Source organism: Micrococcus lylae NBRC 15355, from assembly GCF_001570885.1.
Classification (GTDB): Bacteria; Actinomycetota; Actinomycetes; order Actinomycetales; family Micrococcaceae; genus Micrococcus; species Micrococcus lylae.
Genome location: NZ_BCSN01000017.1, coordinates 23,332 through 49,731, shown reverse-complemented (window position 1 = coordinate 49,731; position 26,400 = coordinate 23,332). Strand labels below are relative to the sequence as shown.

24 protein-coding genes are annotated in these 26,400 nt (G+C 72.0%); 12 read left to right on the top strand and 12 right to left on the bottom strand.

All coding sequences use genetic code 11. From position 1 onward, the window contains the following. Window positions 1-59: 59 nt before the first annotated feature. Window positions 60-1,271: a hypothetical protein gene (locus MLY01S_RS05345; protein WP_067190028.1), complete on the bottom strand. Its 1,212-nt coding sequence runs from the start codon at window positions 1,269-1,271 to the stop codon at window positions 60-62. A gap of 156 nt (window positions 1,272-1,427) precedes the next feature. Here MLY01S_RS05345 and MLY01S_RS05340 point away from each other — a divergent pair, with 156 nt between their 5' ends. The 5 genes from MLY01S_RS05340 to MLY01S_RS05320 all read left to right on the top strand — a co-directional run bounded on the left by MLY01S_RS05340 (window position 1,428) and on the right by MLY01S_RS05320 (window position 6,896). Continuing rightward, complete coding sequence (locus MLY01S_RS05340) at window positions 1,428-2,780, top strand: sensor histidine kinase (protein ID WP_067190026.1); 1,353 nt, start codon at window positions 1,428-1,430, stop codon at window positions 2,778-2,780. After that, window positions 2,777-3,556, top strand: coding sequence for a response regulator (locus MLY01S_RS05335; RefSeq protein WP_067190024.1), 780 nt, complete (start codon window positions 2,777-2,779; stop codon window positions 3,554-3,556). The genes MLY01S_RS05340 and MLY01S_RS05335 overlap by 4 nt, the downstream gene beginning before the upstream one ends. A gap of 149 nt (window positions 3,557-3,705) precedes the next feature. Further along, the gene (locus MLY01S_RS05330) at window positions 3,706-4,590 is read left to right on the top strand and encodes an ABC transporter ATP-binding protein (protein ID WP_067190022.1); all 885 of its coding nucleotides are present in this window, start codon (window positions 3,706-3,708) and stop codon (window positions 4,588-4,590) included. After that, complete coding sequence (locus MLY01S_RS05325; protein ID WP_082739740.1) at window positions 4,587-5,777, top strand: ABC transporter permease; 1,191 nt, start codon at window positions 4,587-4,589, stop codon at window positions 5,775-5,777. The genes MLY01S_RS05330 and MLY01S_RS05325 overlap by 4 nt, the downstream gene beginning before the upstream one ends. A 120-nt stretch (window positions 5,778-5,897) precedes the next feature. Beyond that, window positions 5,898-6,896: a bile acid:sodium symporter family protein gene (locus MLY01S_RS05320; RefSeq protein ID WP_067190021.1), complete on the top strand. Its 999-nt coding sequence runs from the start codon at window positions 5,898-5,900 to the stop codon at window positions 6,894-6,896. A gap of 86 nt (window positions 6,897-6,982) precedes the next feature. Here the strand turns inward: MLY01S_RS05320 and MLY01S_RS05315 are convergent, their stop codons facing one another. Next, complete coding sequence (locus tag MLY01S_RS05315) at window positions 6,983-7,453, bottom strand: NUDIX hydrolase (RefSeq protein WP_067190019.1); 471 nt, start codon at window positions 7,451-7,453, stop codon at window positions 6,983-6,985. Between the two features lie 25 nt (window positions 7,454-7,478). Next, a complete protein-coding gene (locus MLY01S_RS05310) occupies window positions 7,479-8,345 on the bottom strand; it encodes a LysE/ArgO family amino acid transporter (RefSeq protein WP_082739739.1) in 867 nt (288 codons plus the stop codon). Between the two features lie 95 nt (window positions 8,346-8,440). On the opposite strand from MLY01S_RS05310, the gene MLY01S_RS05305 reads away from it, so the two are divergent. Beyond that, window positions 8,441-9,316, top strand: coding sequence for an ArgP/LysG family DNA-binding transcriptional regulator (locus MLY01S_RS05305; RefSeq protein WP_067190015.1), 876 nt, complete (start codon window positions 8,441-8,443; stop codon window positions 9,314-9,316). A 42-nt stretch (window positions 9,317-9,358) separates the two neighbouring features. Here the strand turns inward: MLY01S_RS05305 and MLY01S_RS05300 are convergent, their stop codons facing one another. The 3 genes from MLY01S_RS05300 to MLY01S_RS05290 all read right to left on the bottom strand — a co-directional run bounded on the left by MLY01S_RS05300 (window position 9,359) and on the right by MLY01S_RS05290 (window position 12,679). Continuing rightward, window positions 9,359-10,888, bottom strand: coding sequence for a sensor histidine kinase (locus MLY01S_RS05300; RefSeq protein WP_167635503.1), 1,530 nt, complete (start codon window positions 10,886-10,888; stop codon window positions 9,359-9,361). A 112-nt stretch (window positions 10,889-11,000) separates the two neighbouring features. Then, the gene (locus MLY01S_RS05295) at window positions 11,001-11,765 is read right to left on the bottom strand and encodes a response regulator transcription factor (RefSeq protein ID WP_067190011.1); all 765 of its coding nucleotides are present in this window, start codon (window positions 11,763-11,765) and stop codon (window positions 11,001-11,003) included. A 173-nt stretch (window positions 11,766-11,938) separates the two neighbouring features. Further along, window positions 11,939-12,679 (bottom strand): ubiquinone/menaquinone biosynthesis methyltransferase, encoded by a 741-nt coding sequence (locus MLY01S_RS05290; RefSeq protein WP_067190009.1) that lies wholly within the window; start codon window positions 12,677-12,679, stop codon window positions 11,939-11,941. 385 nt (window positions 12,680-13,064) lie between these two features. On the opposite strand from MLY01S_RS05290, the gene MLY01S_RS05285 reads away from it, so the two are divergent. From MLY01S_RS05285 to MLY01S_RS05260, 6 genes are all read left to right on the top strand, one after another. Next, entirely contained in the window at window positions 13,065-14,138 is a 1,074-nt protein-coding gene (locus MLY01S_RS05285; RefSeq protein WP_067190007.1) for an iron-siderophore ABC transporter substrate-binding protein, read from the top strand. Window positions 14,139-14,205: 67 nt separating this feature from the next. Beyond that, window positions 14,206-15,228 (top strand): FecCD family ABC transporter permease, encoded by a 1,023-nt coding sequence (locus tag MLY01S_RS05280; RefSeq protein ID WP_087134434.1) that lies wholly within the window; start codon window positions 14,206-14,208, stop codon window positions 15,226-15,228. A 116-nt stretch (window positions 15,229-15,344) separates the two neighbouring features. Continuing rightward, a complete protein-coding gene (locus tag MLY01S_RS05275) occupies window positions 15,345-16,319 on the top strand; it encodes an iron chelate uptake ABC transporter family permease subunit (RefSeq protein WP_246828861.1) in 975 nt (324 codons plus the stop codon). Further along, the gene (locus MLY01S_RS05270; RefSeq protein ID WP_067190001.1) at window positions 16,316-17,290 is read left to right on the top strand and encodes an ABC transporter ATP-binding protein; all 975 of its coding nucleotides are present in this window, start codon (window positions 16,316-16,318) and stop codon (window positions 17,288-17,290) included. Before MLY01S_RS05275 ends, MLY01S_RS05270 begins: the two co-directional genes overlap by 4 nt. Next, window positions 17,287-18,387 (top strand): siderophore-interacting protein, encoded by a 1,101-nt coding sequence (locus tag MLY01S_RS05265; RefSeq protein ID WP_067189999.1) that lies wholly within the window; start codon window positions 17,287-17,289, stop codon window positions 18,385-18,387. Before MLY01S_RS05270 ends, MLY01S_RS05265 begins: the two co-directional genes overlap by 4 nt. A gap of 77 nt (window positions 18,388-18,464) precedes the next feature. Further along, on the top strand, window positions 18,465-19,124 hold the full coding sequence (locus MLY01S_RS05260) for an SDR family oxidoreductase (protein WP_067189997.1): 660 nt from the start codon (window positions 18,465-18,467) through the stop codon (window positions 19,122-19,124). 96 nt (window positions 19,125-19,220) lie between these two features. Here MLY01S_RS05260 and MLY01S_RS05255 read toward each other — a convergent pair whose 3' ends face one another. From MLY01S_RS05255 to MLY01S_RS05230, 6 genes are all read right to left on the bottom strand, one after another. Then, the gene (locus MLY01S_RS05255; RefSeq protein WP_135103297.1) at window positions 19,221-19,931 is read right to left on the bottom strand and encodes a Pr6Pr family membrane protein; all 711 of its coding nucleotides are present in this window, start codon (window positions 19,929-19,931) and stop codon (window positions 19,221-19,223) included. A 236-nt stretch (window positions 19,932-20,167) separates the two neighbouring features. Further along, entirely contained in the window at window positions 20,168-21,367 is a 1,200-nt protein-coding gene (locus tag MLY01S_RS05250; RefSeq protein WP_067189994.1) for a glutaminase, read from the bottom strand. Window positions 21,368-21,372: 5 nt separating this feature from the next. Further along, window positions 21,373-22,056, bottom strand: coding sequence for a GNAT family N-acetyltransferase (locus MLY01S_RS05245; RefSeq protein WP_067189992.1), 684 nt, complete (start codon window positions 22,054-22,056; stop codon window positions 21,373-21,375). Between the two features lie 160 nt (window positions 22,057-22,216). Beyond that, window positions 22,217-23,764, bottom strand: coding sequence for a glycerol kinase GlpK (gene glpK / locus MLY01S_RS05240; RefSeq protein WP_067189990.1), 1,548 nt, complete (start codon window positions 23,762-23,764; stop codon window positions 22,217-22,219). A gap of 47 nt (window positions 23,765-23,811) precedes the next feature. After that, window positions 23,812-24,537 (bottom strand): MIP/aquaporin family protein, encoded by a 726-nt coding sequence (locus tag MLY01S_RS05235; RefSeq protein ID WP_067189988.1) that lies wholly within the window; start codon window positions 24,535-24,537, stop codon window positions 23,812-23,814. Window positions 24,538-24,636: 99 nt separating this feature from the next. Next, on the bottom strand, window positions 24,637-26,379 hold the full coding sequence (locus MLY01S_RS05230; protein ID WP_067189986.1) for a glycerol-3-phosphate dehydrogenase/oxidase: 1,743 nt from the start codon (window positions 26,377-26,379) through the stop codon (window positions 24,637-24,639). Window positions 26,380-26,400 lie beyond the last annotated feature (21 nt).

The window sequence follows — 26,400 nt, the reverse complement described above, 5'->3', positions numbered from 1 at the left end:
GGGGCCGTCGTCGGGAAGCGGAATTCCCGACGACGGCCCCTCGCCCGTGTCTGCCCGGGTCAGCCGGCACTGCCGCGGGTGAAGATGGCCTCGCGGATGTCGTCGTCGTCCTCGAGGCCGGCGCCGAGGGCCGAGCCGATCGTGGCCAGGCCGCCGATGAACCAGGCGAGCTTGCAGTACTGCCAGAACGTGGCCGGGTCCCCGGTGACCTCCTCGAAGACCGTGTCGTCCACGAACATCAGCGCACCCACCAGGGACAGCAGCGTCAGGGCGGCGTGCAGGACGAGGACGCCGATCAGCACCGTGATGACCGTGGCGATGTTGAAGACCATCACCTGCTCGCGCTCGCCCTTGCGGCGCGGCTTCTCCCACAGCTTCGCGCCCACGATCATCGAGATCGTCACGGACAGGATTGCGAGGCTGCCGACCAGCGCCATCTGGATGCCGCTGTACTCCGCGGACAGCATCCACAGGTCCGTGGTCATCAGGGTCAGCAAGCCCGCGGCGAGCGCTGCGGACAGGGACTTCGAGAGCGTCGCCGCCAGCATCCAGGGACGGTTCGCGCGGATCGTCTGCCAGAGCAGGCTCAGGTTCGCCGCACCCACGCGCCAGGCGTAGAGCAGGGGGACCTCGCGGCCGCGGTCCTCCACGTCCGTGGCCAGCTGACGGGCCGCCCGGGACGCCGCGCGCCGCTCGGACTCGGTGGGGGCGTCGCCGTCCTCGTCGTTGTCCAGGCCGAGGATCTTGCCCACCACCCGGGCCACCGCCGCCTCGACCGGCTCCTCCACGAGCTCCAGTGCCAGCACGCCCACCGCGTGCGCCGGGGACACCTGGCTGCGCAGCGTGTGCTTGCCCTGCTCCAGTGGCTCGTTGCGGACCGCCACCGCCAGGTCCCAGCCCTCGTCCAGCATCCGGTCGCGGGCGATCTCCAGCAGGTCGAGGGAGTCGCCCTCCTCGTCGTCCAGGTGGTGCGGGAGTGCCGAGACCTGCCACTCCAGGTCCGGGTAGGTGGCGTGCAGGTCCTCCTTCAGGACGTTCAGGTCCGGGTCCGGGATCGCCGGGTCCACGAGCACGCCCAGGCTGACCAGGGTGCCCGTCGCCGTACCGGCGGCCGGCCCATCCCCGACGGTCGGCCGCTCCCCGGGCGACGCCGATCCGCCCGCCGCCGCGGAGCCGCCGGAGGCGGCCTGACGGGGCGAGGACGGGGCGGGCCGGGAGCCGGAGGGGCGGGGGCCGTCGTCGGGAAGGGGGTGCTGAGGATGCTCGGTCACGGCGACCATCCTCCCAGGTCCGCAGGTCCACGCACTGACGGCGGACTCCCGAGCAGACGCACTGTGGGCTCCTTCTGGCTGGGCGTTGTCCTTCCAGGCGACGTCTCCCCCTGCAGGCGGAGGTGCCCGGTCCGGCTCCTGCCTAGGGTGGAGGTCATGTCCGTCCCCACCGCAGCCTCCCCGCGACCGGACGCCGACTCCGCCGCGGACAGCACATCCCCGGCGGCCGCGCCGGCACCCGACCGCCCGACCCGCACCCTGCCGGAGCGCTGGCTGCGCAAGGACATCATCATCGCGGCGGTCCTGGCGATCGCCTCGGTGGAGATGGCCTACCTGGGCCAGTGGGCCGGCATGGACGCCGTGTACCGGTCCTCCGTCCATGTGGTGGCTGCCACCGGCGCCGCCGCCGCGCTGCTGCTGGGGTTCCGCCGCCGCGCCCCCATGACGGTGGCCGTGCTCTACGCGGCCGCCTACATCGCCCTGGCCTCGTCGGTGGGCGTGGAGATGTACGCCTCCCAGGTGCTGCTGTTCATGAGCTTCTACACGGTGGGCGCCTGGTGCCCGGACCGGCGCCGCGCCTTCTGGGTCCGCCTGGCGATCGTGGCGGCGATGGCGTCCTGGCTGCTGATCGCCTCCGTGCTCGGCTTCTCCTCGGGCACGGCCGGCGAGCGCGGTGTGAACGCCTACTTCGCGTTCCTGCTGATCCAGTGGCTCATCAACGCCGCGTACTTCACCGGTGCGTGGATGTTCGGCGACCGCGCCTGGCAGCAGGCGATGGAACGGCAGGAGCTGGAGCGGGCCCACGCGGAGATCCGCGCCCAGCAGGAGCAGCTGGCCGAGCAGGCGGTGTCCTTGGAGCGGGTGCGCATCGCCCGCGAGCTGCACGACGTGGTGGCCCACCACGTCACCGCCATGGGCGTACAGGCCGGCGCCGCCCGCATGCTCCAGGCGAAGGACCCGGAGGCCGCCGCCGGCCACCTCAAGGGCGTGGAGGACTCCTCCCGCCAGGCGGTGCGGGAGCTCCAGTCCCTCGTCCACACCCTCAGGGACGACGACGGCGCCGTCGCCTCGGTGCCCCGTCTGTCCGACCTCGACACGCTCGCCGAGAAGGCACGCTCCACGGGCACGCAGCAGGTGGTCCTCGAACGGATCGGGCCGGCCCCGGCGCTGCCGCCCGCGGCCGAGCTGGCCCTCTACCGTGTGGCCCAGGAGGGCCTGACCAACGCCCGCAAGCACGCCGGCCCCCGGGCGGCCGTGACGCTCCGCCTGCGCACCGAGGAGGACCGCGTGGAGCTGGAGGTGTCCGACGACGGCCGCGGCACCCGGGGCCGGCTCCTGGTCCCCGGCACCCACCTGGGTCTGCGCGGCATGCGCGAGCGCATGGACTCCGTGGGCGGCACGGTGGACGCCGGCCCCAAGCCCACCGGAGGATGGCTGGTGCGCGCCACCGTGCCGACCGCCGGGGCCGCCGCCACCGCACCCGCCGCATCCGCTGAGGAGACCCGATGAGCATCCGCGTCCTGCTGGTGGACGACCAGCCCCTGATCCGCCTCGGCTTCGCCGCGATCCTCGGCTCGGAGGACGGCCTCGAGGTGGTCGGCGAGGCCGGCGACGGCCGCGAGGCCCTCGAGAAGGTCGCAGAGCTGGACCCGGACGTGGTCTGCATGGACGTGCAGATGCCGGTGATGGACGGCATCGCGGCCACCCGGGCCCTTGCGGAGTCCGACGCCCGCGCCGCGATCCTCATCCTCACGACCTTCGACCGGGACGACTTCCTCTTCGACACCCTCACCGCCGGTGCCTCCGGGTTCCTGCTGAAGTCCGCCGGACCGGAGGAGCTGATCGAGGCCGTCCGTGTGCTCGGCCGCGGCGACGCCCTGCTGGACCCCCAGGTCACCCGCCGCGTGCTCGCCCGCCTCGCCACCGGCGCCCAGGGCGCGGGGACAGCGGACACCCCCGCCGTCGTCCCTGCCGAGGACGGGGCGGCCGCCCCCTCCGAGCCGGCCTCCATGCCCGAGCCGGCCTCCACGCCCGGGCCGGCCGAGGAGCCCGGTACGGGGCAGGCGGAGGCCAGTGCCGCCGTCGGGACGGCGGGGCTGACCGCCCGGGAGACGGAGATCCTGCGGCTGATGGCGCGCGGGCTGTCCAACGGGGAGATCGCGCAGGAGCTGGTCGTGGGCGAGTCCACCGTGAAGACCCACGTGTCCAACGTGCTGATGAAGCTGCAGGCCCGGGACCGCGTGCATGCGGTGATCTGGGCCTTCGAGCACGGCTTCGCCGACTGACCCGGGGCCGTTCCCACCGCCGGAGGCGACGCCCTGCCCTGACCCGTCTCCTCCCCCGGCAGGAGGAGGCCGCCCCTGCAGGCCGACGTCGCAGATCTCCCCCGCCGGGCGGATCCGCCGGGTGGTCCGCGGCACATAACGTGGCAGACATGATCAGCGTCAGAGACCTCAACAAGTCCTACGGCGGCACCCACGTCCTCCACGACCTGTCCTTCGACATCAAGCCCGGCCTGATGACAGGCTTCGTGGGCGGCAACGGTGCCGGCAAGACCACCACCATGCGCATCCTGCTGGGCGTGCTCTCCCACGACTCCGGCGAGATCCTCGTGCACGGCTCCCCCATCACAGCGGCCTACCGCGCCGGCATCGGCTACATGCCGGAGGAGCGCGGCCTCTACCCGAAGATGCCGGTGATCGACCAGCTCGTCTACCTGGCCCGCCTGCACGGCTCCTCCGCGAAGGCCGCCAAGGCCCGCGCCACAGACCTGCTCGAGCGCCTGGACCTGAACCACCGCGCCAAGGACAAGCTCGAGGAGCTCTCCCTCGGCAACCAGCAGCGCGCCCAGGTGGCCGCCGCCCTGGTGCACGAGCCGAACGCCCTGGTGCTGGACGAGCCGTTCTCCGGCCTGGACCCGCACGCGGTGGACACCACCCTGCAGGTGCTGCGCGAGACCGCGGACACCGGCGTCCCGGTGCTGTTCTCCTCCCACCAGCTGGACGTGGTGGAGCGGCTCTGCGACGAGCTCGTCATCCTCGCCGACGGCCGCGTGGTGGCGAACGGCACCCGCCAGGAGCTCATCGAGCAGCACGCCGAGACCGAATGGGAGCTGATCGCCGGCACGGACACCGGCTGGGTCCGTTCCATGTCCGGTGTGGACGTCACCAGCTTCGACGGCGGCCACGTCCGCTTCCGGGCCGCCGACGCGGAGGCCGCCAACGCGGTGCTGCGCGAGGCGAGCGCCCGCGGCACCGTCACCCGCTTCGGCACCGTCCGCCACTCCCTGCACGAGATCTTCACGGAGGTCACCCGATGAACGCCTCGACCCAGAACCAGATCCTCACCCACGACGACCGACCCGCAGCAGGCGGAACCGGCACCTCGGGCGCCGGCACGCAGGCCGGCCGCACCCCCTTCTGGACCGCCGTCGGCCTGGTGGCCGGCCGCGAGATGAAGGTCAAGATGATGTCCAAGGCGTTCGTGGTGACCACCGCGATCATGCTCGGCCTGCTCCTGCTGGCCGTGCTGCTGGCCCCGCGCCTGGGCGACCTCTTCGGCGGCGGCGACGGCGACAAGGTGGCCGTGACCGCGGAGACCTCCCAGGCGGTGGGTGCGCTCGGCGACGCCTACGACCCGCAGACCGTGGACTCCCCGGACGCCGCGAAGGAGGCCGTGCGCGCCGGCGACGTCGAGGCCGCGGTCATCCCGGACGACGCCGGCCCGGCGGGCATCGCCGTGATCGGCCTGGACTCCGCGCCGACCGGCCTGGTGGAGGCGCTCTCCGTCTCCCCGTCCGTGGAGCTGCTGGACCCGAACGCCCCGAATCCGGGCCTGCAGTATCTGATCGCCTTCGGCTTCGGCATCGTGTTCTTCATGATCGCCATCACCTACGGCCAGCAGATCGCGGTCTCGGTGATCGAGGAGAAGCAGTCCCGCGTGGTGGAGATCCTGCTCGCCGCCATCCCGGCGAAGGCCATGATGGCCGGCAAGGTGATCGGCAACTCCGCGATGGCCCTGTTCCAGGTGGCGCTGATCGCCGGCGTGCTCCTGCTGGGCATGCAGGTCAACGAGGCGGTCCTGCCGCTGGACGGCCTGGGCGCACCGATCCTGTGGTTCGTGCTGCTGTTCGCGATCGGGTTCGTGATGATCGCCTCGCTGTACGCGGCGGCCGCCTCCCTGGTCTCCCGCCAGGAGGACATCGGCTCCACCTCGATGCCGGTGATGATGCTGATCATGCTCCCGTACTTCGCGGTGATCTTCTTCAACGACAACCCGGAGGCCCTGCGGATCATGGCCCTGGTGCCGTTCTCCGCCCCGGTGGCCACGCCGCTGCGGGTGTTCCTGGACCAGGGGGCGATGTGGGAGCACCTGCTCTCCCTCGGCATCCTGATCGCGTCCACCGCCCTGGCGATCTGGTTCGCGGCGAAGATCTACGAGCGCTCCATCCTGCGCACCGGCAAGGCCCTGAAGTGGTCCGAGGCGCTGCGCGCGAAGAAGGACTGATCCCCCGGCGCTGATAATCGACGGTTCGTCACCGGATCGCAGAGATTCTCCGCGATCCGGTGACGAACCGTCGATCCGCGCGCACGGCCGGAGGCGCGGCCCGGACCTACAGTGGTCTGCATGAGCACCGCCACCGCCACCCGCTCGCGAGCCGCGGAGGACCGCTCGGCCCGGCTCGCGGTCAGCGTCTTCCCCCTGCTCGTGCTGGCTGCCGCCGTGATCGGCTTCCTGGCACCGGAGGCCACCAAGCAGCTGATCCCGCAGGTCAACCTGTTCCTGGGGATCATCATGTTCGGCATGGGCCTGACCCTGACCTGGCCGGATTTCGCCCTGGTCTTCAAGCGCCCGCTGCCGATCCTGCTCGGCGTGGTGGCGCAGTACGCGATCATGCCGCTGCTGGGCCTGGGCGTGGCCCTGATCCTGGAGCTGCCGCCGGAACTGGCGGCGGGCGTGATCCTCGTGGGCTCGGCCCCGGGCGGCACCGCCTCGAACGTGGTCGCCTACCTGTCCCGCGCGGACACCGCACTCTCGGTGACCATGACCTCCGTCTCCACGCTCCTGGCGCCCCTGCTGACCCCGCTGCTCACCCTGTGGCTGGCCGGCCAGTACATGGACGTGGACGCCGGCGCCATGGCGATGTCGATCGTGAACATCGTGCTGCTGCCCGTGCTCGGCGGACTGGTCGTCCGCATGCTGCTGCGCCGCGCAGTGGAGATCGTCCTGCCGGCGCTGCCGTGGATCTCGGTCCTCTTCATCTCCCTGGTGGCCGCCGCGGTGGTGGGCAACTCGGCCGAGACGGTGCTCTCCGCCGGCTTCCTGGTGCTGCTCGCGGTGGTCCTGCACAACGGCCTCGGCTACGCACTGGGCTACGCCGGCGCCCACCTCTGCGGCCTGCCGCGGCCCTCGGCCCGCACGGTGTCCATCGAGGTCGGCATGCAGAACTCCGGCCTCGCCGCCGGCCTGGCCGCCCAGTACCTCTCCCCCGCCGCCGCCCTGCCTGCCGCCGTCTTCTCCATCTGGCACAACCTCTCCGGCGCCGTCCTCGCGATGGTCTTCCGCCGTTCGGACAAGCCGATGGAGCACGACGAGCCCCTCACCGAGGGCCGCGCCCGCGACTGAGCCGGCGGCAGGCCCCTCCGGGCGCCGAACACGGGCCCGAACTCAACCGACAGTGCGGAGGGGAGGGGAACGCGCGGAGGGGAGGGTCAGAACAGCGGGTCGGCCGCGATCCCCTCGAGCACCGAGCACAGCAGCGGAGCCAGCCCGTGGCCGTCCGGAGCCTGCGGCGCCGCCGGGTCGAGCCAGGTCAGGTCCGCGATCTCGGCGGCCTTCACCGGGGCTTCGTGCTCGGCCAGCGGACGGGCGAGGGCGAAGACGTGACCCACCACGCGGAAGCCGGCCTCGTTGGCGGCGGCTGCCTCGTGGACGCCCAGGCAGGTCAGCTCGTCCGGGCGCAGGCGGATGCCGGTCTCCTCGGCCACCTCGCGCACGGCGGCCTCCCGTGCCGTCTCTCCGGGCTCGGGCTTGCCGCCGGGGAACATGTACATCCTCGTGCCGCCCTTGCGGACCGACAGGGTGCGGCCGTCCGGGCGTCGCAGCACCACGGCGGAGACGCGGATCGTCTGCACGTCCGGTCCGGCGGGGTCCTGGGCGTCGTTCACGTCAGCGGCGGGCATGCCGTCCATTCAACACCCGCGGGGATCAGAACAGGGTGAAGGTGATCTTCACCGCGATGCCGATCATCAGCACGCCCACCACGGAGTCCACGATCCGCCACATCTTCGGCGAGTTCATGAACGGGGCGATCTTGGTGCCGCCCCAGCCCAGCAGGACGATCCACAGCGTGGAGGCGAGGATGGCACCGCCGGCGAACAGCCAGCGGCCGTCTCCGTAGGCCTGGGAGACGGTGCCGAGCATGACGACCATGTCCAGGATCGCGTGCGGGTTCAGCAGGGACACGGACAGGGCGAGCATGATCGCCTTGCCCAGCGGGGTCTGCGGGGCGTCGAGGGCGACCGTCCGGACCTTCGGCGTGGCCTGCACGGCCACCGAGCCGCTGCCGGAGGGCTTGACGACGACGGACGGGCGGGCGGGCTCGGCCGGCTCACCGGAGCGCGGGGCCCGGTGGACGGTGCCGTCCTCGGTGAGGTGTCCGGAGCGGTGGGCGGCGAGCATCTCGCTGTCGATGACCGGCAGCTGGCCCGTCAGGGTGACCACATCGGTGAGGGAGGGCGCGTGCTCCGGGTCGTTCTGCTGGGCCTCGGCGGCCGCGGAGGCGAGGGTGGTCTGTCCCTTCCAGGCCGACCTCAGGGAGGCGAAGGCGAACCAGAGCAGGTAGGCGATGCCGGCCACGGTCATCGCGGGGATGAGCCACGGCACAGCGTCGGCGACGACTCCCACGCCGGCGACTCCGGCGGCGAGCAGGATCATGTCACCGGCCAGGCAGATGCCGAGCGAGAGCAGCACGCGGTCTCGTCGGACGACCTGGCGCAGCAGGAACAGAGTCTGCGCGCCCACGGCGACGACGAGGGCGAGGTTGGTCAGGAACCCGGTGGCGAAGATGGTCACGGGAAGAGAGTAGGAGCGCCTCGGCAACCGCCTCCAGCGCAGAATCCTTCAGGTTCTGAAGCTGTCCTTCAGACCTTGGCGTAGGCTGTGCTCGTGTGAACTCCGACCACCTGCGCGCCCTCGCCGCCGCCGTCGACGAAGGCACCTTCGACGCCGCCGCCGCCTCCCTCCGCATCTCCGGCTCCGCCCTCTCTCAGCGCATCCGCGCCCTGGAGAAGCAGGTCGGCCAGGTCCTGCTGACGCGCACCGTGCCGGTGCAGGCCACCTCGGCCGGCGAGCACATGCTGCGTCTGGCCCGTCAGGTCCTGGCGCTGGAGGACGACGCCCTCAGCACCCTCGGTGTGGGCGAGCAGGGCCGCACCCGTCTGCCGATCGCCGTGAACGCAGACTCTCTGGACACCTGGTTCCTGGGGGTCCTCAAACGGGCCGCCACCTGGGACGACGTGGTCCTCAACATCCACGCCGAGGACCAGGCCCACACGGCCCGGCTGCTGCGCTCCGGCACCGTGATGGCGGTGGTCACGGCGGTCCCGGAGCCGGTCTCCGGCTGCGTGGTGGTCCCGTTGGGCACCATGCGGTACCACGCAGTGACCACCCGATTCCTCGCGGACCTGCACCGGAGGGAGGACGGCACCCCTGACCTCACCACGCTCCCGGCGGTGGACTACGGCGTGCGCGATCTGCTCCAGCACCAGGTGCTCGTCCGCGCCGGCCTCGGCACTCCCCCACACCATCTGATCCCCTCGGTCACCGCCTACTATCGCGCCGTGACCGGCGGCCTGGGCTGGGGCATGATCCCGGATTCCCAGATGCCGGCCGGCGTGCTCGAGGGCACCCACCCGGAACTGACGACCATCCCGGACCTCGGGGACATGGACGTGGAGCTGCACTGGCAGCGCTGGAACTCCGGACCGGACTCGCTGGACCGGTTGACGGAGGCCGTCATCGCAGCGGCCCAGGACATGCGCTGACCGATGCGGTCGGCAGCCGGGGCCGGCTGCGGCACGGCCGGGTCAGCCGCGGAGAGTGCCGTCGTCGTCCACGGCGGGCAGGGTCACCACCATGCGGGTGCGACCCGGCTCGGAGTCCGCCGTGATGGTGCCGCCGTGGGCCTCCACCACGGCCCTGACGATCGCCAGACCCAGGCCGGTGGAGCCCTCCACCGGCTCGCGGGCGGCCGAGGCGCGGATGAAGCGGTCGAAGAGGACGGGCATGATCTGTTCGGGGACTCCGGGGCCGTCGTCCTGCACCACCAGACGCACGCCCCTGCCGGACGGGGCCTCCGGGAACGGGACCACGTCCACGTACACCCAGACCGTGGTGCCGGCAGGGGTGTGCTTGCGGGCATTGGAGAGCAGGTTGCCCACCACGCGCTCGAGCTGGTGCAGGTCACCGCAGACCCTGGGGCCCTGGGAGAGCTTCTCCTCCGAGATCTCCACGTCCCACTCGTGGTCCGGCGCAGCGGCCCGGGCATCCGCGACGGCGTCCACCGCGAGCTCGGCCACGGAGACGAGGCGGCGTTCGGTGTCGCCGGGCCCTCCGGAGGCGAGGCGGCGCTGTTCCTCTCGGTCCATGCGGGCCAGGAAGAGGAGGTCGTCCACGAGCCGGGTCATGCGGTCCGACTGCGCCAGCACCCGGTTCAGCGACTCACGGCCCCGCTCGGACAGCGGCTCGGTGAAGCCGATCATCTCCGAATAGCCGCGGATCGAGGCGAGCGGGGTGCGCAGCTCGTGGGAGGCGTCCGCCACGAAGCGGCGGAGCTTGTCCTCGAGGTGCTGGCGCTCGTCGAGGGATTCGTCCATGGAGGTGAGCATGTGGTTGAACGCAGAGGCCACCACGGCCATCTCGTCCTCGCGGCGGCTGGCCGACTCCGGCACCCGATAGTCCGCCAGATGCACCCCCGGTGTGCCCACCGGCAGCGCGGAGACCGCGTTCGCGCTGGCAGAGATGTCCGCCAGCGGCCCCAGGGATCGGCGCACCCACGCCCAGGAGCCGATGGCCACCACGATGATGACGACCGCAATGCTGCCGAGGGTGCCGACGCGGCTGTCGTTGAGGACCTTGAGCTGGCTGTCGATCGGGACGCCCACCACCAGGAAGCGACCCCCGGAGGCCGCCGCGACGGCGGGGGACAGACGCTTCCCCTGGACCACGTAGGCCGCCCCTTCGAAGTCGACCTCGGTGGCCTCCTCCACCGGGCCGTCTGCGAGGCCATCGATCAGCTCACGCCTCTCCTTCGAGGTGAGCGCACGCTGGCCGCCCACCGCATCCAGGATGTAGCCGTCGACGCTCTGGCCGGAGTGATCGGACAGCCCTTCCTCCGCGGCGATCGTCACCAGCGTGCCGGACTCGAGGCCGGCACCGGTGGGCAGGGGCGTCCCGGCGCCCATGGCGGACAGCGGCGCGCTGAACCCGGCTGTGGGTCCACGGTGCTCCAGCTGCACCCAGGCGCGGTGCAGCGTGGCCCCCAGATCCTCTGCGATCCTGTCCCGGATGGTCTGCTCGGCGACGCTCAGCGTGAAGACCGCGTAGAGGCAGAACACCAGGGTGACGAAGGCGACGAGCCCTGCCGAGATGCGAACCGCCAGGGACTGCGGCCGCCCCGCCTCCCGCCTGCGCTCAGGGGCCGGGGCGGTCGGTGTGCCCGGGACCGGTTCAGGCCGGTCGGATGACATAGCCCGCGCCGCGGACCGTGTGGATCATCGGGTCACGGCCGACGTCGATCTTCTTGCGCAGGTAGGAGATGTAGAGCTCCACGATGTTCGCCCGGCCTCCGAAGTCATAGCCCCAGACGTGGTCGAGGATCTGGGACTTGGAGAGCACGGTGCGCACGTTGAGCATCAGGTACTGCAGCAGGTTGTACTGGGTGGCGGTCAGGTCGATGAGGTCGCCGCCACGGGTCACCTCGTGGGTGCGGGTGTTCATCACCAGGTCGCCGACCACGATCACCTCGTTGGCTGCGGCCATCAGACCGGAGCGCTGCACGAGGCGGTGGAGGCGGATGAGGACCTCCTCCATGGAGAACGGCTTGGTGACGTAGTCGTCGCCGCCGGCTGCCAGGCCGGAGATGCGGTCGTCCGTGGAGTCCTTCGCGGTGAGGAACATGACCGGCAGGTCCGGCCAGAACGCGCGCAGGCGGTCCAGCACCTCGAACCCGTCGAAGTCCGGGAGCATGATGTCCAGCACGGCGACGTCGGGCTGCTTCTCCTTGCTCTTCTCCAGAGCGGTCGCGCCGTCATGGGCCACCACGACCTCCCAGCCGCACAGGGACAGGCCGATGGACATGAGGTCGGCGATCATCGGCTCGTCGTCCACCACCAGGGCGCGCACCGGCGAGCCGTCCGGGTGGGACAGCTTCGGGAGGATCTCCTGCAGCTCGGCCACAGAGGTGGGGGTGCCGACGGTCCGAGGCTCGGTCACTGGAGGCTCCTTCGTATGGGGCAGAGGGCCGCCCTTCGGCGGAGGGGAACGGGGACCCGACGGTGCGGTCACCCTATGACGGAATTGTCTGTGATGAAACCGTTATCTGTCCACGTCGCGACGATCCTACGCCGTGATCACCGAGATCGCCGAGTCGGATCCTGTGCATCTCATCAGACGACCGGCTTCATGGCCCAGTGGACGGCCAGGGTGCCGAAGAGGAAGGTCTCGTGGCCCACGTTCACGAAGCCTGCGTCCTCCAGCAGCGCGGCGATCTGCGCCGGGGACTTGAAGGCACGGCTGGACTCGGAGAGGTAGGCGTAGGCCTCCGGGGTCTTCGTGATCATCTTCGCCACCCGGGGCACCACGTTCCGGATGTAGAAGGTGGAGAAGGGCTTGAAGACGTCGTCGGGCGCCGGAGAGGTCTCGAGCGCCGCCATCCACCCGCCGGGACGCAGCACGCGGAACTGCTCGGCGAGCGTGGTCGGGATGTCAGCGACGTTCCGCAGCAGATAGCCGTGGGTGACGGAGTCGAAGGATTCGTCTTCGAAGGGCAGGTCCATGGCGTCGGCCTCGACCCACTCCACCCTGTCCCCGTTCGGCCGGGCGCGGCCGACCTCCATCATCTCGGGGGCGAAGTCCACGCCGACCACCCGGGCGTCCGGGTCTCGGCGCAGCACCTCGAGGGCGATGTCCCCCGTGCCCGTCGCCAGGTCCAGGACGCGGCCGCCGGCCGGGATGTGCGCGTGGTCCACCGTGCGGCGGACGAAGCGCGGCTCCTGCCCCCACGTCATGACCAGGTTCATCAGGTCGTAGCGGCCTGCGATGCCGTTGAACATGGAGGCGACCCGCGCACCGTGGTCGGCGGGGCGCGGCTGATCGCCGCCGGCGGAGGAGGTGTTCTGCTGACTCACAGGTCCACGGTATCCGTTCGGACGCCGGACGCCTGCCATACGTGCCCCCGGGACCGGCGCCGGGTGCCCGGCGCCCGGCGAGCGCAGCCGGGCCCGCGCAGCCCCTCCCAGGCAACTGCCAGGAGAATCTGCGGTGAGTCCTGGTTGTCCGGAGAACTTAGGGTGGGCTAACCTCCCGCATTAGGGCATATCGATGTTCCGTAATCGAACTCGAGTGCCGCTGGCTCCGTCGGCGGGCTCTCGTCCAGCCGCCGCACAGAGCCGACCCGTGAGCGTCGTCGGCACGTCACGGCCCTACTCCCAGGGGGCCGGGCGTGCCGACGCCGTGTCCGCACCCCCGCCGTCGCCCGACGACGGGGCACCGCCCCAGAGAAAGGCTCTCTCCGTGCCGTCTTCCTCCCAGCTCTCCCGCCGCACCCTCCTGGGCGCGGGCGGATCCAGCCTGGCACTGCTCCTGGCCTCCTGCGCCACGGGCCCGGCCGGCGGCTCGGATTCCTCCACCACCTCCGCGTCGTCCTCGTCCGGTGCAGACGCCGAGACCTTCCCCGTGACGATCGAGCATGTCTACGGCAGCACCGAGATCCCGGCGGCACCGCAGCGCGTTGTCACGGTCTCCTGGGTCAACCAGGACGTCTGCGTCGCCCTCGGCGTGGTGCCGGTGGGCATGGCCGCCGTGGAGTTCGGGGGCAACAGCAACAAGTCCACCGACTGGTTCGACGCCGCCCTGGAGAAGATCGACGGCGCAGAGCGCCCGACCACTTGGTCCGAGGCGGACGGCCTGGACGTGCAGGCGATCGCCGCGGTGAAGCCGGACCTGATCCTGGCGGTCTACTCCGGGATCACGCAGGAGGACTACGACCGTCTGTCCAAGATCGCCCGGACTGTGGCCTATCCGAAGGACGTCCCGGCGTTCGGCACCTCGTGGCAGCAGTCCACGGAGATCATCGGCCGGGCTCTGGGCCGCGCGGAGCAGGCGAGGGAGCTGGTCTCCGACCTGGAGGGACAGATCGCCGAGGCCGGTGCCGAGCATGAGGCGTTGAAGGGCGCCACGTTCGTGTACGGCACGATCGACCCGGCCGCGGCGGACCAGATCAGCATCTACACGGATGTGGACAACCGCCCGAAGTTCCTGGAACTGCTGGGCATGGAGCAGGCAGAGGTGGTGCGAAAGAACTCGCCGAAGGACCAGGAGTTCTTCTTCACCTGGTCCCCTGAGCGGGCCGACGAGCTGGAGTCGGACGTGTTCGTCTCCTGGGCCGCGTCCGAAGACGTGCGGAAGGACATCGAGTCCGACCCCCTGCTCGGAAAGATCCCGGCGGTGGAGTCCGGCGGGCTGGTCCTCCAGGTGGACGAGCAGCAGGTGCTCTCCGTGTCCGCGATCTCGCCCCTGTCCATCCCGTATGCACTGAAGGAGATCGTCCCGCCCCTCGCCGAGGCCGCCGCGGCCTCGAAGGGCTGATACGCCGCCCATGACCCCTGTTTCCGTCGCCCCAACGACAGAGCACCGGAACCGCTCGGCCGTGCCGATGGCTGCCGCCGTCCTGCCCGTGGTGCTCCCGCTCGGCCTGCTGGCGGTGGCGGCGGTCGCCGGGCTGGCGCTCGGCGCCCGCACCGTGGACCCGACGACGGCCCTGCGCACCCTGACGGCGATGCTCTCCGGACAGCCCCTGCCCGGAGGCATCGACGCCGCCGCCGTCGCCTCCCGGGTGCCCCGCACCGTCACCGCAGCGCTGGTCGGGTCCTCCCTGGCCGTGGCCGGTGCCTGCCTGCAGGGCGCCACTCGCAACCCGCTCGGGGACCCGGGGCTGCTCGGCCTGTCCGGCGGAGCCTCTTTGGCGATGGCGATCGGTCTCGCGCTCGGCGTCCCCGCCTCCGCCCCGGCGACGCTGGGTCTCGCCGCGCTGGGGACGGCCGGCGCCGCCGCCCTCGTCTACGCCTGCGCATCCGCGGCGACGCGCATCGGCGGCACGCCGGGGGCACCGTCTCCCATCGCGTTGGTGCTCGCCGGCGCCGCAGTCACCGCCGGGACCACCGCGGTGACGACCGCCCTGCTGGTGCTGTCCCCCGCGGTGCGGGACCGACTCCGGTTCTGGAGCATCGGCACCGTTGCCAGGGCCGAGCTGTCCGAGGCCCTCCTGCTGGCCCCCGTGATCCTCGCCGCCGTGCTGGCCGCGATCGCGGTGGGGTCAGGCCTGGACGCCTTGGCCCTGGGCGAGGACCTCGCCCACGGACTCGGCTCCCGGCCGGGGCACGTGCGCGCCGTGCTGCTCGCCGCCGTCGTGGTGCTGACCGCCGCCGCCGTCGCTCTGGCCGGCCCGGTGGCGTTCGTCGGTCTCGTGGTCCCCCACGCCCTGCGACGCCTCCGTCCGCAGGGCGCGCGGATGCTCCTCTGCGGCAGCGCCCTCTGGGGCGCCGTGCTCGTGATCGTCGCGGATCTGCTCGGCCGCACCGTCGTGGCACCGGGCGAGGTGCATCTGGGCGTCACCACCGTGCTGATCGGTGTGCCGGTGTTGCTGGTCCTGCTCCGTCGGACCGGGGTGGCCGCATGATGCCCCGCTCCTCTGTGACCGCGGCATGCGGAACCGGCGTGTCGGCCCACCGTGCCGTGTCCCGCATGCGGCGGGCGGACCGGCTCCGGCTCGGCTCGGCCGTGGCAGGCCTGAGCGTGACGCTGCTCGTCCTCGCCGCTCTGCGAGTGCTCTGGGGCGCCTATCAGGTGACCCCCGCCGACTTCGTGCGCATCCTGTCCGGCCAGACGATCGCGGGGGCGAGCTTCATCGTGCTCGAGGAGAAGCTCCCTCGCGCCGTGGCCGCCATGCTCGCCGGTGCGGCCCTCGGCGCCTCGGGGGCGCTCTACCGCCGAACCCTGCGCAACCCGCTGGCCTCCCCGGACATCCTGGGCGTCACCACCGGGGCGGCCGCGGCCGTCGTGGCCTGGCTCGCGGCCACTGCCGCCCAGATGGGCGGGGGCTCCGACCTCGCCCGCTCGGCGGCCGCCCTCGTCGGGGCCCTGGCAGCGGGAGCAGCGGTGTTCCTGGCTGCACGGTCGATCGGCGGGGAGCGCTTCATCGTGGCCGGCATCGCCGTCGGCGCGGCCGGGCAGGCGATCGTGGCCGGCACCATGCTATCCCTGTCCCAGCACGACCTGCAGGCGGCGACCGTCTGGCTGGCCGGCTCCCTGAACGGTGTGACCTGGGGGAGGATCGCGCTGCTGGCGGCGGCGACGGCTCTGCTCCTGCCTGCCGCCGGTCTGCTGCACCGCGCCCTCGCTCCGGTCGATCTGGGCCTGCCCACGGCCACAGCCCTGGGGGCGAGGCCTCGGCGGACGGGCGCAGCCGCCCTGATCGTCGGCGCCGGACTCGCGGCGGCCGCCACCGCAGCGGTGGGGCCGCTTGCCTTCGTGGCGCTGCTCGCCGGCCCGGCGGCTCAGTTCCTCACCGGCGGCCGTCCCTCCTTGACCTGCTCTGCGCTGGCCGGTGCCGCCATGGTGGTCCTGGCCGACCTTCTGGCCGCGGAGACGACCGCCCTGCTGTTCGACGGCGCCCGCCTGCCCACCGGAGTGCTCACCGGTGCCGCCGGTGCCCCACTGATGCTCTGGATGCTGCTGCGCCAGGGCCGTGAAAGAGGAGGACGCGCATGACCACCGCCCGCACCGACCCGGACACCCCGACGGTCGGCCTGCGCCTGCGCGGCGTGGAACTCGGCTACGGCCCGGCTTCCGCGCCGCCCGTCGTCGGTCCGATCGACCTGGACCTGCCTGCCGGGGCGACCACCGCGATCATCGGGGCCAACGGCTGCGGCAAGTCCACGCTGCTGCGGGGCCTCACCCGGCAGCTGCCGCTGCGGGCCGGACACATCGAGGTCCTGGGCCAGGACCTGTCCGGGGCCGGAGCACGGGAGTACGCGCGCACGGTGGCCCTCCTCCCCCAGCATCCGGTAGCGCTCGAGGGGATGACGGTCGCCCAACTCGTGGCCCGGGGCCGCCACCCGCATCGCGGCCTTCTCGGGGGCCGCGGGGACGGAGACGATGCGGCGATCGCCGCGGCCCTGGAGAGCACGGCGCTGACCGAGCTCGCCGACCGTGAGGTCACCTCCCTCTCCGGCGGGCAGCGCCAGCGCGCCTGGCTCGCCCTCGTGCTCGCCCAGCAGACCCCAGTGGTGCTGCTCGACGAGCCGACGAGCTACCTCGACCTCGCCCACCAGGTGGACGTGCTGGACCTGGTCCGGCTCCTGCCGGACCCGCGATCCGCGGCACCACCGGAGAGTGCCGGACCCCACGCCAGCAGACCCGCCGACAACGGCCCCGCACAGACCGCCGGAGCCCCACCGGCCGCCGCGCCACGGGCCACGGTGGTGGCCGTCCTGCACGAGCTGAATCTCGCCGCCCGCTGCGCCGACCACCTCGTGGCGATGGTCCGGGGGCAGGTCGTGGCCGCCGGGCGCCCCGCCGAGGTGCTCGTGCCCGAGGTCCTCGCCGACGTCTTCGGGCTGGATGCCGACGTGATGCCGGACCCGCTGCTCGGACACCCGGTGGTGCTGCCTCGAGGCATCGGAGACCGTCTGCCGCCCCGCACCGCCCCCGCTTCCCCCACCGCACAGGAGTACCGATGACCGAAGGCATGACCGTCGCCCACACCCGCGTGGTGTCCGTGGAGCAGCCCTGCCGAGGCTTCCGCCGCATCGTCCTCGCAGGGACGGACCTGGAACGGGCGAGCGCCGAGCTGCTCGGGCTCCTGCCCCCGGGGGCGCCGGACCTCCATCAGCTCTACCGGGGCTCCCGGCCTCGCCGGGACGCCTACGTGAAGGTCCTCGTCCCGCCGCCGGGCGGAGTCTCCGCGGACCCGGACCTGTCCCACGGGTTCCGCAGCGGATTCCTGGCGATCCCCGAAGCCGAGCGCGGCTGGATGCGGACGTACACGGTGCGCTCGGCCGGGCGTGTGCGCCTGGACGGACGCCTTGTCCCCTCGCTCACCCTGGATGTGGTCCTGCACGGCGCCCCCGACGACCCCCACCAGGGGCCCGGACTGCGCTGGGCGCGCTCCGTCTCCGCCGGGGACGAGGTCAATGTCCTCGTGCCCGGCGCGGAGGCACCTGCGTGGACCGGGTGGCGGGATACCGGCGCACGCCGTGTGTTGGCCGTGGGAGACGAGACCGCGGTCCCGGCCCTGCTGTCCGTGGCCGAGGAGCTCGCCGACCCCTTCGGCGGCTTCGACGGCGAGGCCGACCTTGTCCTGGAGCTACCCGCCGGAACCGGCCACACCGATCTGATCGCCGAGCGCCTGGCCGTGCCTGAGCCCTGGGACCGTTCCCGCCCGCTCGCCGTCGCCGAACACGGCCGGGTCCGCCTGCACCTCGGACATCGCGGCGTCGCCGACGGGCGGGGGGACCTCCCCTCCGGCACGGACCTGCCCCAGGGGTCCTGGGCCCACGGGCGCGTGGCGGCGCTGCTGGGACTGCGCGGCCACGGGCACGGCGAGACGGCCGCCGTCATGCCGGAGGCCCCGCCGGCCGAGGGCCGGCAGCGCGAGTGGACGATCGCGGAGGTCGACCCGGTCTCCGGTGCCGAGCGCCCGGACACCTACGTCTTCCTCGCCGGCGAGTCCGCCATGGTGCGCGGCCTCCGCCGTCTGTGTGTGGGCGAGGGCGGGATCCCCAAGACCCACGTCTCCTTCATGGGGTACTGGAGGCACGGTCAGGCGGAGAGCTGAGCCGGCGGGGAATGAAGGGACCGGCAGGCCCGCTGCACGCGGGACACCTGCAATCGACTTCTCAAGGAGGCTTCATCATGGCCGATGTCATCCTGATCGGCGGCCACGGCAAGGTGGCCCTGCTCGCCGCACCCCTGCTCGTGGAGGCCGGGCACACCGTCACCTCCGTGATCCGCAACCCGGACCACGTGGACGAGGTCCGGGCAACCGGCGCCGAGCCGCTGGTGCTGGACGTGGAGCAGGCGGACGAGACCGAGCTGGCCGCCGCCTTCGACGGGAAGGACGCCGTCGTCTGGTCGGCCGGCGCCGGCGGCGGGAACCCCGCCCGCACGACGGCTGTGGACCGGGACGCCGCGATCCGCTCGATGGACGCCGCGCGCACCGCAGGCGTGGACCGCTACGTGATGGTCTCCTACCTGGGTGCCTCCCTGGACCACGGAGTCCCGGAGGACGACGACTTCCACGCCTACGCCCAGGCGAAGGCCGAGGCGGACGAGCACCTGCGCGGCTCCGGCCTGGACTGGACCATCCTCGGCCCGGGAGCCCTCACGCTGGACGAGCCGACCGGCCGGATCGCGGCAAACCCCTCCCGCGAACAGGTGGCGGACTCCTCCGCCACCTCCCGCGGCAATGTGGCCCGCACGATCGTGGCGGCCCTCGCCTCGGGCGAGAGCATCGGCCGCCAGGTCGAGTACGTGGACGGCGACACCCCGATCGAGGACGTCTTCCCGGCCTGACGTTGACGGGGCGGGGGTCCGGCCGCGGCGGCATGCACGCCAGGGGCCGGACCTCCGCCCGGACCCCCGTGCGCACGCCCCGGCCGTGGCCGGCGTTCAGCGGTCCCCGCGGTGCGCGGAGAGGAGCCTGTCCGCCTCGGTGAGGCCCATGAGAAGCCCGGAGAACAGGGTCAGGATGCCGGCGAGCACGCCGGAGACGGCCGTGAGGCCGTAGCGCTTCACGTCCAGGAACGGATACGGATACCAGTCCACGCGCGGGCCACGGGCCATGGTGACCCCGGTCCAGGTGAGAGGCAGGGCGGCGGCGAGGAGCCGGCGTCGGCGGTTGAGCTGGCCGCGGGGGTCGAAGGCCGCCCACACGACCGGGGCGAGCAGCGGGTTCACCACGTGCTGGACGGCGTCGTTGGCACGGTAGAGTAGCGTGTCCTGCCCGTGGCCGCGCAGCACCGTGTTGTAGACCAGCCCCGTGACCATCACCGAGCCGAGTCCGGCGGCGCGGACGGCCCAGAAGGCGTCCGAGCGGGGAGCGCGCCGGGCTGCGGCCAGGACCAGGGAGGTCACCGCGACCACCGCGTTCGAGCACCACGTGAAGTAGGCGGGCTGGTTGAGGACGTTGCCCCAGCCGGCCTCGAAGCCGCCCCGGTAGGAGGTCCCCTCGAACACCGGGGTGCCCTTGGACGCGCCGATCACGAAGGAGCTGGCGCAGCCGGCCAGCGGCAGCAGCCCGGCGCCGAGCCAGGCCGTGCGCGCCAGACGGGTCGGGGCAGGGTCCCTGCGGCGGCCGCGCAGCAGGGCGCGCAGGCTCACCGTGGACGTCCTCTTCGGCGGCCGCGCCCAGCGCACGCCTGAGGCCACAGTGGGCTGCGCGAACCAGCGCGTCAGGGGCCCGGCCGAGGCACGGCGGCGTGGCACGGCGTGGTTCAGGGTGAGCTGCATCGTGGTTCTCGCAGGGTCGGGGACAGCGATGGCCCCCCATCCTGACATGAACGGCAGGTGAACAACACCCCTCGCGTGCGAGAACACAGAGGGTCGTGAGGGTGGTCTCAGAAGAGCTGGTCCGGATCCTCCACATCCACGGTGAGGCCGTCCTCGCGCAGGCGACGGATGCCCTCCTGCACCATGCGGCGGCCGACGTCCGTCACACGGTCCACGCGTTCGAAGCTGACCACCACACGCTCCGGGCGCTCCTGGCTGATCTCCACGAGCGCCGCCTGCACGGCCTCGGCACCGCCGAAGCGGATCACGCCCTGCAGGTGGAGGCGGACGGCGTCGTCCTCACGGCGGACGAAACGCACCACGGTGGCGCCGAGCGGGTCGGCCTCCATCAGGTGCAGGTTCAGGTCCTCGGAGAGGCGGCGGAAGAACTCCATGCCGCGCACCGAGTTGCCGTGCTCGTCCAGGCGGGGCGAGTACACGCCGATGCCGACCTGCCCGGGCAGGGCTCCCATGACGCCGCCGGCCACGCCGGACTTGGCCGGGATGCCCACGTCCGTCAGCCACTCGCCCGCGGCGTCGTACATGCCGGAGGCGGACATCACGGAGAGCACCTGACGCGTGACGAGGGAGCCCAGGACGCGCTCACCGGTGAGGGGGTGCACACCGCCGGCGGCGAGGCAGGCACCCATCACGGCCAGGTCCCGCACGGTGACCCTCACGGAGCACTGCGCCACATAGCCGGCCACGATGTCCTCGGCGCGGTCGTGCAGGATGCCGTGGCTGCGGAGCATGTGGGCCAGCGCCAGGTTGCGGTCCGCGCAGTTCATCTCCGATTCGAAGGTCGCGTGGTCGATGCTCAGCTGCCGGCCGGCCAGCGTGGACATCAGCGAGACGACACGGTCGATGCGCTCCTGACGCCCGGCGTACGGTCCCACGAGCAGCTGGTGGGTGGCCAGCGCGCCGGCGTTGATCATCGCATTGTCCGGCCGCTTGGACTCCGCCTCCAGGGACAGCTCGTTGAAGGCCTCGCCGGAGGGGTTGAGGCCCACGAAGCGGTCCACGGTCTCCACACCCCGGTCCGCGAGGGCGGCGGCGTAGGCGAACGGCTTCGCGATGGACTGGATGGTGAACTCGGTCCGGTCGTCACCGGCGGAGTGGAGCCGGCCGGTGACGGTGGCCACGGCCGCACCCAGGGGACGGGGGTCCGCCTGCGCGAGCTCCGGGATGTACTGCGCGACCTCTCCGTGCTCCAGGTGGCGGATGGACTCCAGGACCCCACGCAGGTAGTCGGGGACGGGATGCTGCATGCGTCTCAGTCCTTCTGCCACATGGCGGTCAGGTCGTTCGTGCCCTTGGTCCCGATCGTCTCGACCTCCTCGAACCCGAGCTTCTCGTAGAAGGGCACGTTGTCCCGGGTGGAGGACTCGAGGTACACGCCCACCCCCTGCTGCCGTGCGTGGGCGATGCGGTGCTTGACCAGCCCGGAACCGACCCCGCGGCCCCGGGCGGCCGGGGTGGTGCCGAGCTCGGTCAGGTACCAGTGGTCCTCGGACGGGCGGGCGCGGTCGCAGGCGGCGGTGGTGCGCAGCGCGTCCCAGGCTCTGGCGCCGTGGGTGCGCACGTAGGTGGGCACACGGCTGAGCTGGTCCCGCCAGGTGGGGTCCGAGTGTCCGGGGCGTTCCCAGAGGGCGACGCCCAGGACGGAGCCGTCGGCCGGATCCACGGCCACGTCCACAGCGCCGCACGGCAGGCCGTCAGAGCCTTCGGCGAGCATGGACCTGATCATCCGGACGAACTTCACGGACAGGCGGGCTGCGTGGCCGTCCGAGTCGCCGGGCAGCAGCCCCGTGGTGAACGGGTCCGTGGCGAAGGCCTCGGCGAGCACGCCGGCGACGTGCTCCACGGTGGTGCGCGAGGCGTCCTGGGCCGTGAGCGTCTCGATCTCGAAGGAGGAACGGTGGGCAGGGCTGGGCGGGGCGGCGTTCGTGGGGGTCATCGTCTCCATCATACGAAGCCGCCCGCCGCGCCCCCGGGGCGGGGCCTCCGCACAGGCGGAGAGCGGAAGGGGCGACGACGGCACGCACCGGGCATGCCGTCGTCGCCCCTTCCGGACGGGGTCGGGTCGCGGCGGCGGCCCTGCCCCGTGCGCCGGTCGGTCAGCTCTCCTGGAGAGCGTCCACGTCCTCGTCGATCCAGCCGCGGGTGCGGTCGACGGCCTTCTTCCAGAGGCGCAGGCGCCGCTCGGCCTCCTCCTCGTCCATCTGCGGCTCCCAGCGCGTGTCCTCGGACCAGTTCTCTGCGAGCTCCTCCTGGGACTCCCAGAATCCGACGGCCAGGCCGGCGGCGTAGGCGGCGCCGAGGGCGGTGGTCTCGATGACCTTCGGCCGGACGACGGGCACGCGCAGCAGGTCCGCCTGGAACTGCATCAGCAGCTCGTTCTTGACCATGCCGCCGTCCACCTTGAGCTCGGTGAGGTCCACCCCGGAGTCCGCGTTCATGGCGTCCATGACCTCGCGGGTCTGGAAGGCGGTGGCCTCGAGCACGGCGCGGGCGATGTGACCCTTGTTCACGTAGCGGGTCATGCCGACCATCGCACCGCGGGCCGAGGAGTCCCAGTACGGGGCGAACAGGCCGGAGAAGGCGGGGACCAGGTAGACGCCGCCGTTGTCCTCGACCTCCTCGGCGAGCCTCTCGATCTCGGGGGCGTCCTTGATGAGGCCGAGGTTGTCCCGCAGCCACTGGACGAGCGAGCCGGTGACCGCGATCGAGCCCTCGAGGGCATAGACCGGCTTCTGGTCCCCGATCCGGTAGCAGACCGTGGTCAGCAGGCCGTTCTCCGAGTGCACGAGCTCCTCGCCCGTGTTGATCAGCATGAAGTTGCCGGTGCCGTAGGTGTTCTTCGCCTGGCCCTCCTCGAAGCAGGCCTGACCGAAGGTCGCCGCCTGCTGGTCGCCGAGGATGCCGGAGATCGGCACTCCCTTGATCAGCGTGTGCGGGCCTCCCGTGCCGATCTGGTCCGACGAGGAGCTGACGATCTTCGGGAGCATGGACATCGGGATACCCATGTCCGCGGCGATGTCCTCGTTCCAGTCGAGGGTGTCGATGTTCATCAGCAGGGTGCGGGAGGCGTTGGTGACGTCCGTGACGTGCTCACCGCCGTTCCTGCCGCCGGTGAGGTTCCAGACGACCCAGGAGTCCGTGGTGCCGAAGAGCAGGTCGCCGTTCTCCGCGGCCTCCTTCGCACCGTCCACGTTCTCCAGGATCCAGGTGACCTTGGGCCCGGAGAAGTAGGTGGCCAGAGGCAGGCCGACCCGCTCCTTGTACTTGTCGTCGCCGTCGTCTCCGGCAAGGCGGTCGCAGATCTTCTGGGTGCGGGTGTCCTGCCAGACGATCGCGTTGTAGACGGGCTTGCCGGTCTTCCTGTTCCACACCACCGCGGTCTCGCGCTGGTTGGTGATGCCGACGGCTGCGAGGTCGTCGCGGGTGATGTCCGCGCGGGACAGGGCCTGGCCGATCACCTCGCGGGTGTTCTTCCAGATCTCCATGGGGTCATGCTCGACCCAGCCCGCCCTGGGGAAGATCTGCCTGTGCTCCATCTGCCCCAGGGACACGATGGTGCCGTCGTGGTCGAACACGATCGCCCGGGACGAGGTGGTCCCCTGGTCGATCGCCAGGACGTACTTGTCGGTCTTGTCAGCGGACATGGGCTTCTCCTTCGAAGCTCGGGGTCGGTTTCAGGCGTGCGGGGCCCTCAGGCGGCGAAGGCCATGGAGGCCAGGCCGGCCAGAACGGCGCCGACGAGGGGGCCGACGATCGGCACCCAGGCGTAGCCCCAGTCCGAGCCGCCCTTGTTCGGGATGGGTGCGACGGCATGGAACATGCGCGGGCCGAGGTCACGGGCCGGGTTGATGGCGTAGCCGGTGGGGCCGCCGAGGGAGGCGCCGATGCTCAGCACCAGCAGCGCCACCGCGAGGGGGCCGAGGCCGGAGGGGGTGTTGCCGAACATGAGGATCACGAACACCAGCACGAAGGTGGCGATCACCTCCGTGATCATGTTCCACACGGGGTTGCGGATCTCCGGGCCGGTGGCGAAGGTGCCGAGGATCGTGGCCGGGTCCTCCTCCTGCGCGTAGTGGTCGCGGTAGGCCAGCCAGGCCAGGGCGGCTCCGAGGAAGCCGCCGATCATCTGGGCCACCAGGTAGGCCACGGTGTGCCCGAAGGTCACGGCGATGCCGGGGGCGTACTCCGCGGCACCGCTGGCGAGCAGGCCGACGGTGACGGCCGGGTTCAGGTGGGCGCCGGTGGAGAAGGCGACGTAGACACCGGCGAAGACACCGAGGCCCCAGCCGAAGTTGATCAGCAGCCAGCCGCCGCCGTGACCCTTCGTCTTCGTCAGCGTCACATTGGCCACGACGCCGACGCCGAGCAGCAGCAGCATGGCCGTGCCCGCGATCTCGTGGAGGAAGATCGTTCCCATATGTTCAGTCCTTGTGTCGGTTCGGGAGTGTTGCGGCGACGCGGCGGTCCGCCGCGGCACCACTGGCCCCGCCTCCCCACTTGAGGGAGCGGGCCGAGGTCAGTCGGTGGGGTCCGCGTCCGCAGCCGCGAGCGCCTGGGCGGCCGCCGCGTCCGAGTCCGTCTGCTCGCCGCGCCGGCGGGCGTCCATGAGTCCCCGGTAGCGCTCCACCTCGGCGGCCCGGCGGGCCTCGTCCCAGCCGAGTTCGGCTGCCACGATCGCGGCGACCTCATCGGCGGCGGCCACGCCGCGGTCCGGGACCTCGGTGGACAGGCGCGTGCGGCGCTCGAGCACGTCGTCCAGTCGGACCACGCCCTCCGCGCGGGCCGCGTAGACGATCTCGGCACGCAGATAGCGCGGCGCCGCCTCGAGCGGCCGGCCCAGATCGGGGTCCGCGTCGATCAGTGCGAGCACGTCCCGCAGGACGGTGCCATAGCGGGACAGCAGGCGGTCCGTGCGCACCTCGTCGAAGCCGTAGTCCTCGGCGATCTGCTCCGCCTGCTCGGCGATCTCGGCGTAGCCGAGGCCGCCCAGCACCGGAATGTGCTCGGTGAGGCTGGGGCGCGTCGGATGGGTCTCGCGGGTGACGAAGTCCATGACGTCCTCGGCCATGGCGCGGTAGGTGGTCCACTTGCCGCCGGCCACCGCGGTGAGCCCGGGAGCCACCTCGGTGACGGTGTGCTCGCGGGAGATTTTGGTGGAGCCGCCGTCGTCGGCCGTCTTCACCGGCTGCAGCAGCGGCCGCAGCCCGGCATAGGTGGCGATCACGTCCTCCCGGGTCAGGTGCTCCTTGAGGATCTCGTTGGCGTGCTCGATCACGTAGTCGATGTCGTCCGCAGTGGCCGCCGGATGCCGCACGTCCTCCTTCCACGGGGTGTCCGTGGTGCCGATGACCCAGTACTCGTCCCACGGGATCAAGAAGAGCACGGACTTCTCCGTCTTGGTGATGACGCCGGTGTGCGGGTCGGCCTCGATCCGGTCCTTGGGCACGATGATGTGGACACCCTTGGAGGCGAGCACCTCCAGTCCCTCCTCGGCCCCGGCCAGATCCTGCTGCTCCTGGGTCCAGACACCACCGGCCAGGACCGTGGCGCGGGCGTGGACGTCGAACTCCTCGCCCGTGATCTCCTCGCGCAGGCGGGCGCCGCAGACGCGGCCGTCCCCGTCCCGGAGGTAGGAGACGACCTTCGTGTAGTTCGCGGCGAGCGCCCCGTGGTCCACGGCCGAGCGGACGAGCATCATCGCCAGGCGGGCGTCGTCGAACTGCGCGTCCGCATACTCGACGGCACCGACGATCTTCTGATCGTCCAGCGCGGGGATGGTGGCCGCCATGGAGCGGCGGGTGAGGTGGCGGTGGCCGGCCACCGCGCGCTTGCGGCCCAGGGACTGCATCGCGTCGTACATCGTGACGCCGGCGCCGATGAAGCCGCGGTCGATCACCTTGTGGAAGAACGGGAAGACGAAGCGCAGCGGCCGCACCAGGTGCGGGGCCGTCTTGGTCAGCAGCAGGTCCCGCTCGCGCAGCGCCTCGTAGACGAGCTTCACGTCCAGCATCTCGAGGTAGCGCAGGCCGCCGTGCATGAGGCGGGAGGAGCGCGAGGAGGTGCCGGACGCCCAGTCGCGGGCCTCCACGATGCCCACGTCCAGGCCGCGGGTGGCGGCGTCGAACGCCGCGCCGACCCCGGAGGACCCGCCGCCGACGATCAGCACGTCCAGCGGCGCGTCCGGACCGGCGCCCTTCAGGCGGGCGAGGTGGTCGGCGCGGAGGTCTGCGGAGAGGTCGGTGGTGCGCAGCGTGGGCAAGAGCGGCTCCCTCGGATCAGT

Coding starts and splice junctions, on each gene's coding strand:
- MLY01S_RS05340 (WP_067190026.1), top strand. CDS start 1,428: ATGTCCGTCCCCACCGCAGCCTCCCCGCGACCGGACGCCGACTCCGCC.
- MLY01S_RS05335 (WP_067190024.1), top strand. CDS start 2,777: ATGAGCATCCGCGTCCTGCTGGTGGACGACCAGCCCCTGATCCGCCTC.
- MLY01S_RS05330 (WP_067190022.1), top strand. CDS start 3,706: ATGATCAGCGTCAGAGACCTCAACAAGTCCTACGGCGGCACCCACGTC.
- MLY01S_RS05325 (WP_082739740.1), top strand. CDS start 4,587: ATGAACGCCTCGACCCAGAACCAGATCCTCACCCACGACGACCGACCC.
- MLY01S_RS05320 (WP_067190021.1), top strand. CDS start 5,898: ATGAGCACCGCCACCGCCACCCGCTCGCGAGCCGCGGAGGACCGCTCG.
- MLY01S_RS05315 (WP_067190019.1), bottom strand. CDS start 7,453: ATGCCCGCCGCTGACGTGAACGACGCCCAGGACCCCGCCGGACCGGAC.
- MLY01S_RS05280 (WP_087134434.1), top strand. CDS start 14,206: ATGGCTGCCGCCGTCCTGCCCGTGGTGCTCCCGCTCGGCCTGCTGGCG.
- MLY01S_RS05270 (WP_067190001.1), top strand. CDS start 16,316: ATGACCACCGCCCGCACCGACCCGGACACCCCGACGGTCGGCCTGCGC.
- MLY01S_RS05265 (WP_067189999.1), top strand. CDS start 17,287: ATGACCGAAGGCATGACCGTCGCCCACACCCGCGTGGTGTCCGTGGAG.
- MLY01S_RS05260 (WP_067189997.1), top strand. CDS start 18,465: ATGGCCGATGTCATCCTGATCGGCGGCCACGGCAAGGTGGCCCTGCTC.
- MLY01S_RS05250 (WP_067189994.1), bottom strand. CDS start 21,367: ATGCAGCATCCCGTCCCCGACTACCTGCGTGGGGTCCTGGAGTCCATC.
- MLY01S_RS05245 (WP_067189992.1), bottom strand. CDS start 22,056: ATGACCCCCACGAACGCCGCCCCGCCCAGCCCTGCCCACCGTTCCTCC.
- glpK (WP_067189990.1), bottom strand. CDS start 23,764: ATGTCCGCTGACAAGACCGACAAGTACGTCCTGGCGATCGACCAGGGG.
- MLY01S_RS05235 (WP_067189988.1), bottom strand. CDS start 24,537: ATGGGAACGATCTTCCTCCACGAGATCGCGGGCACGGCCATGCTGCTG.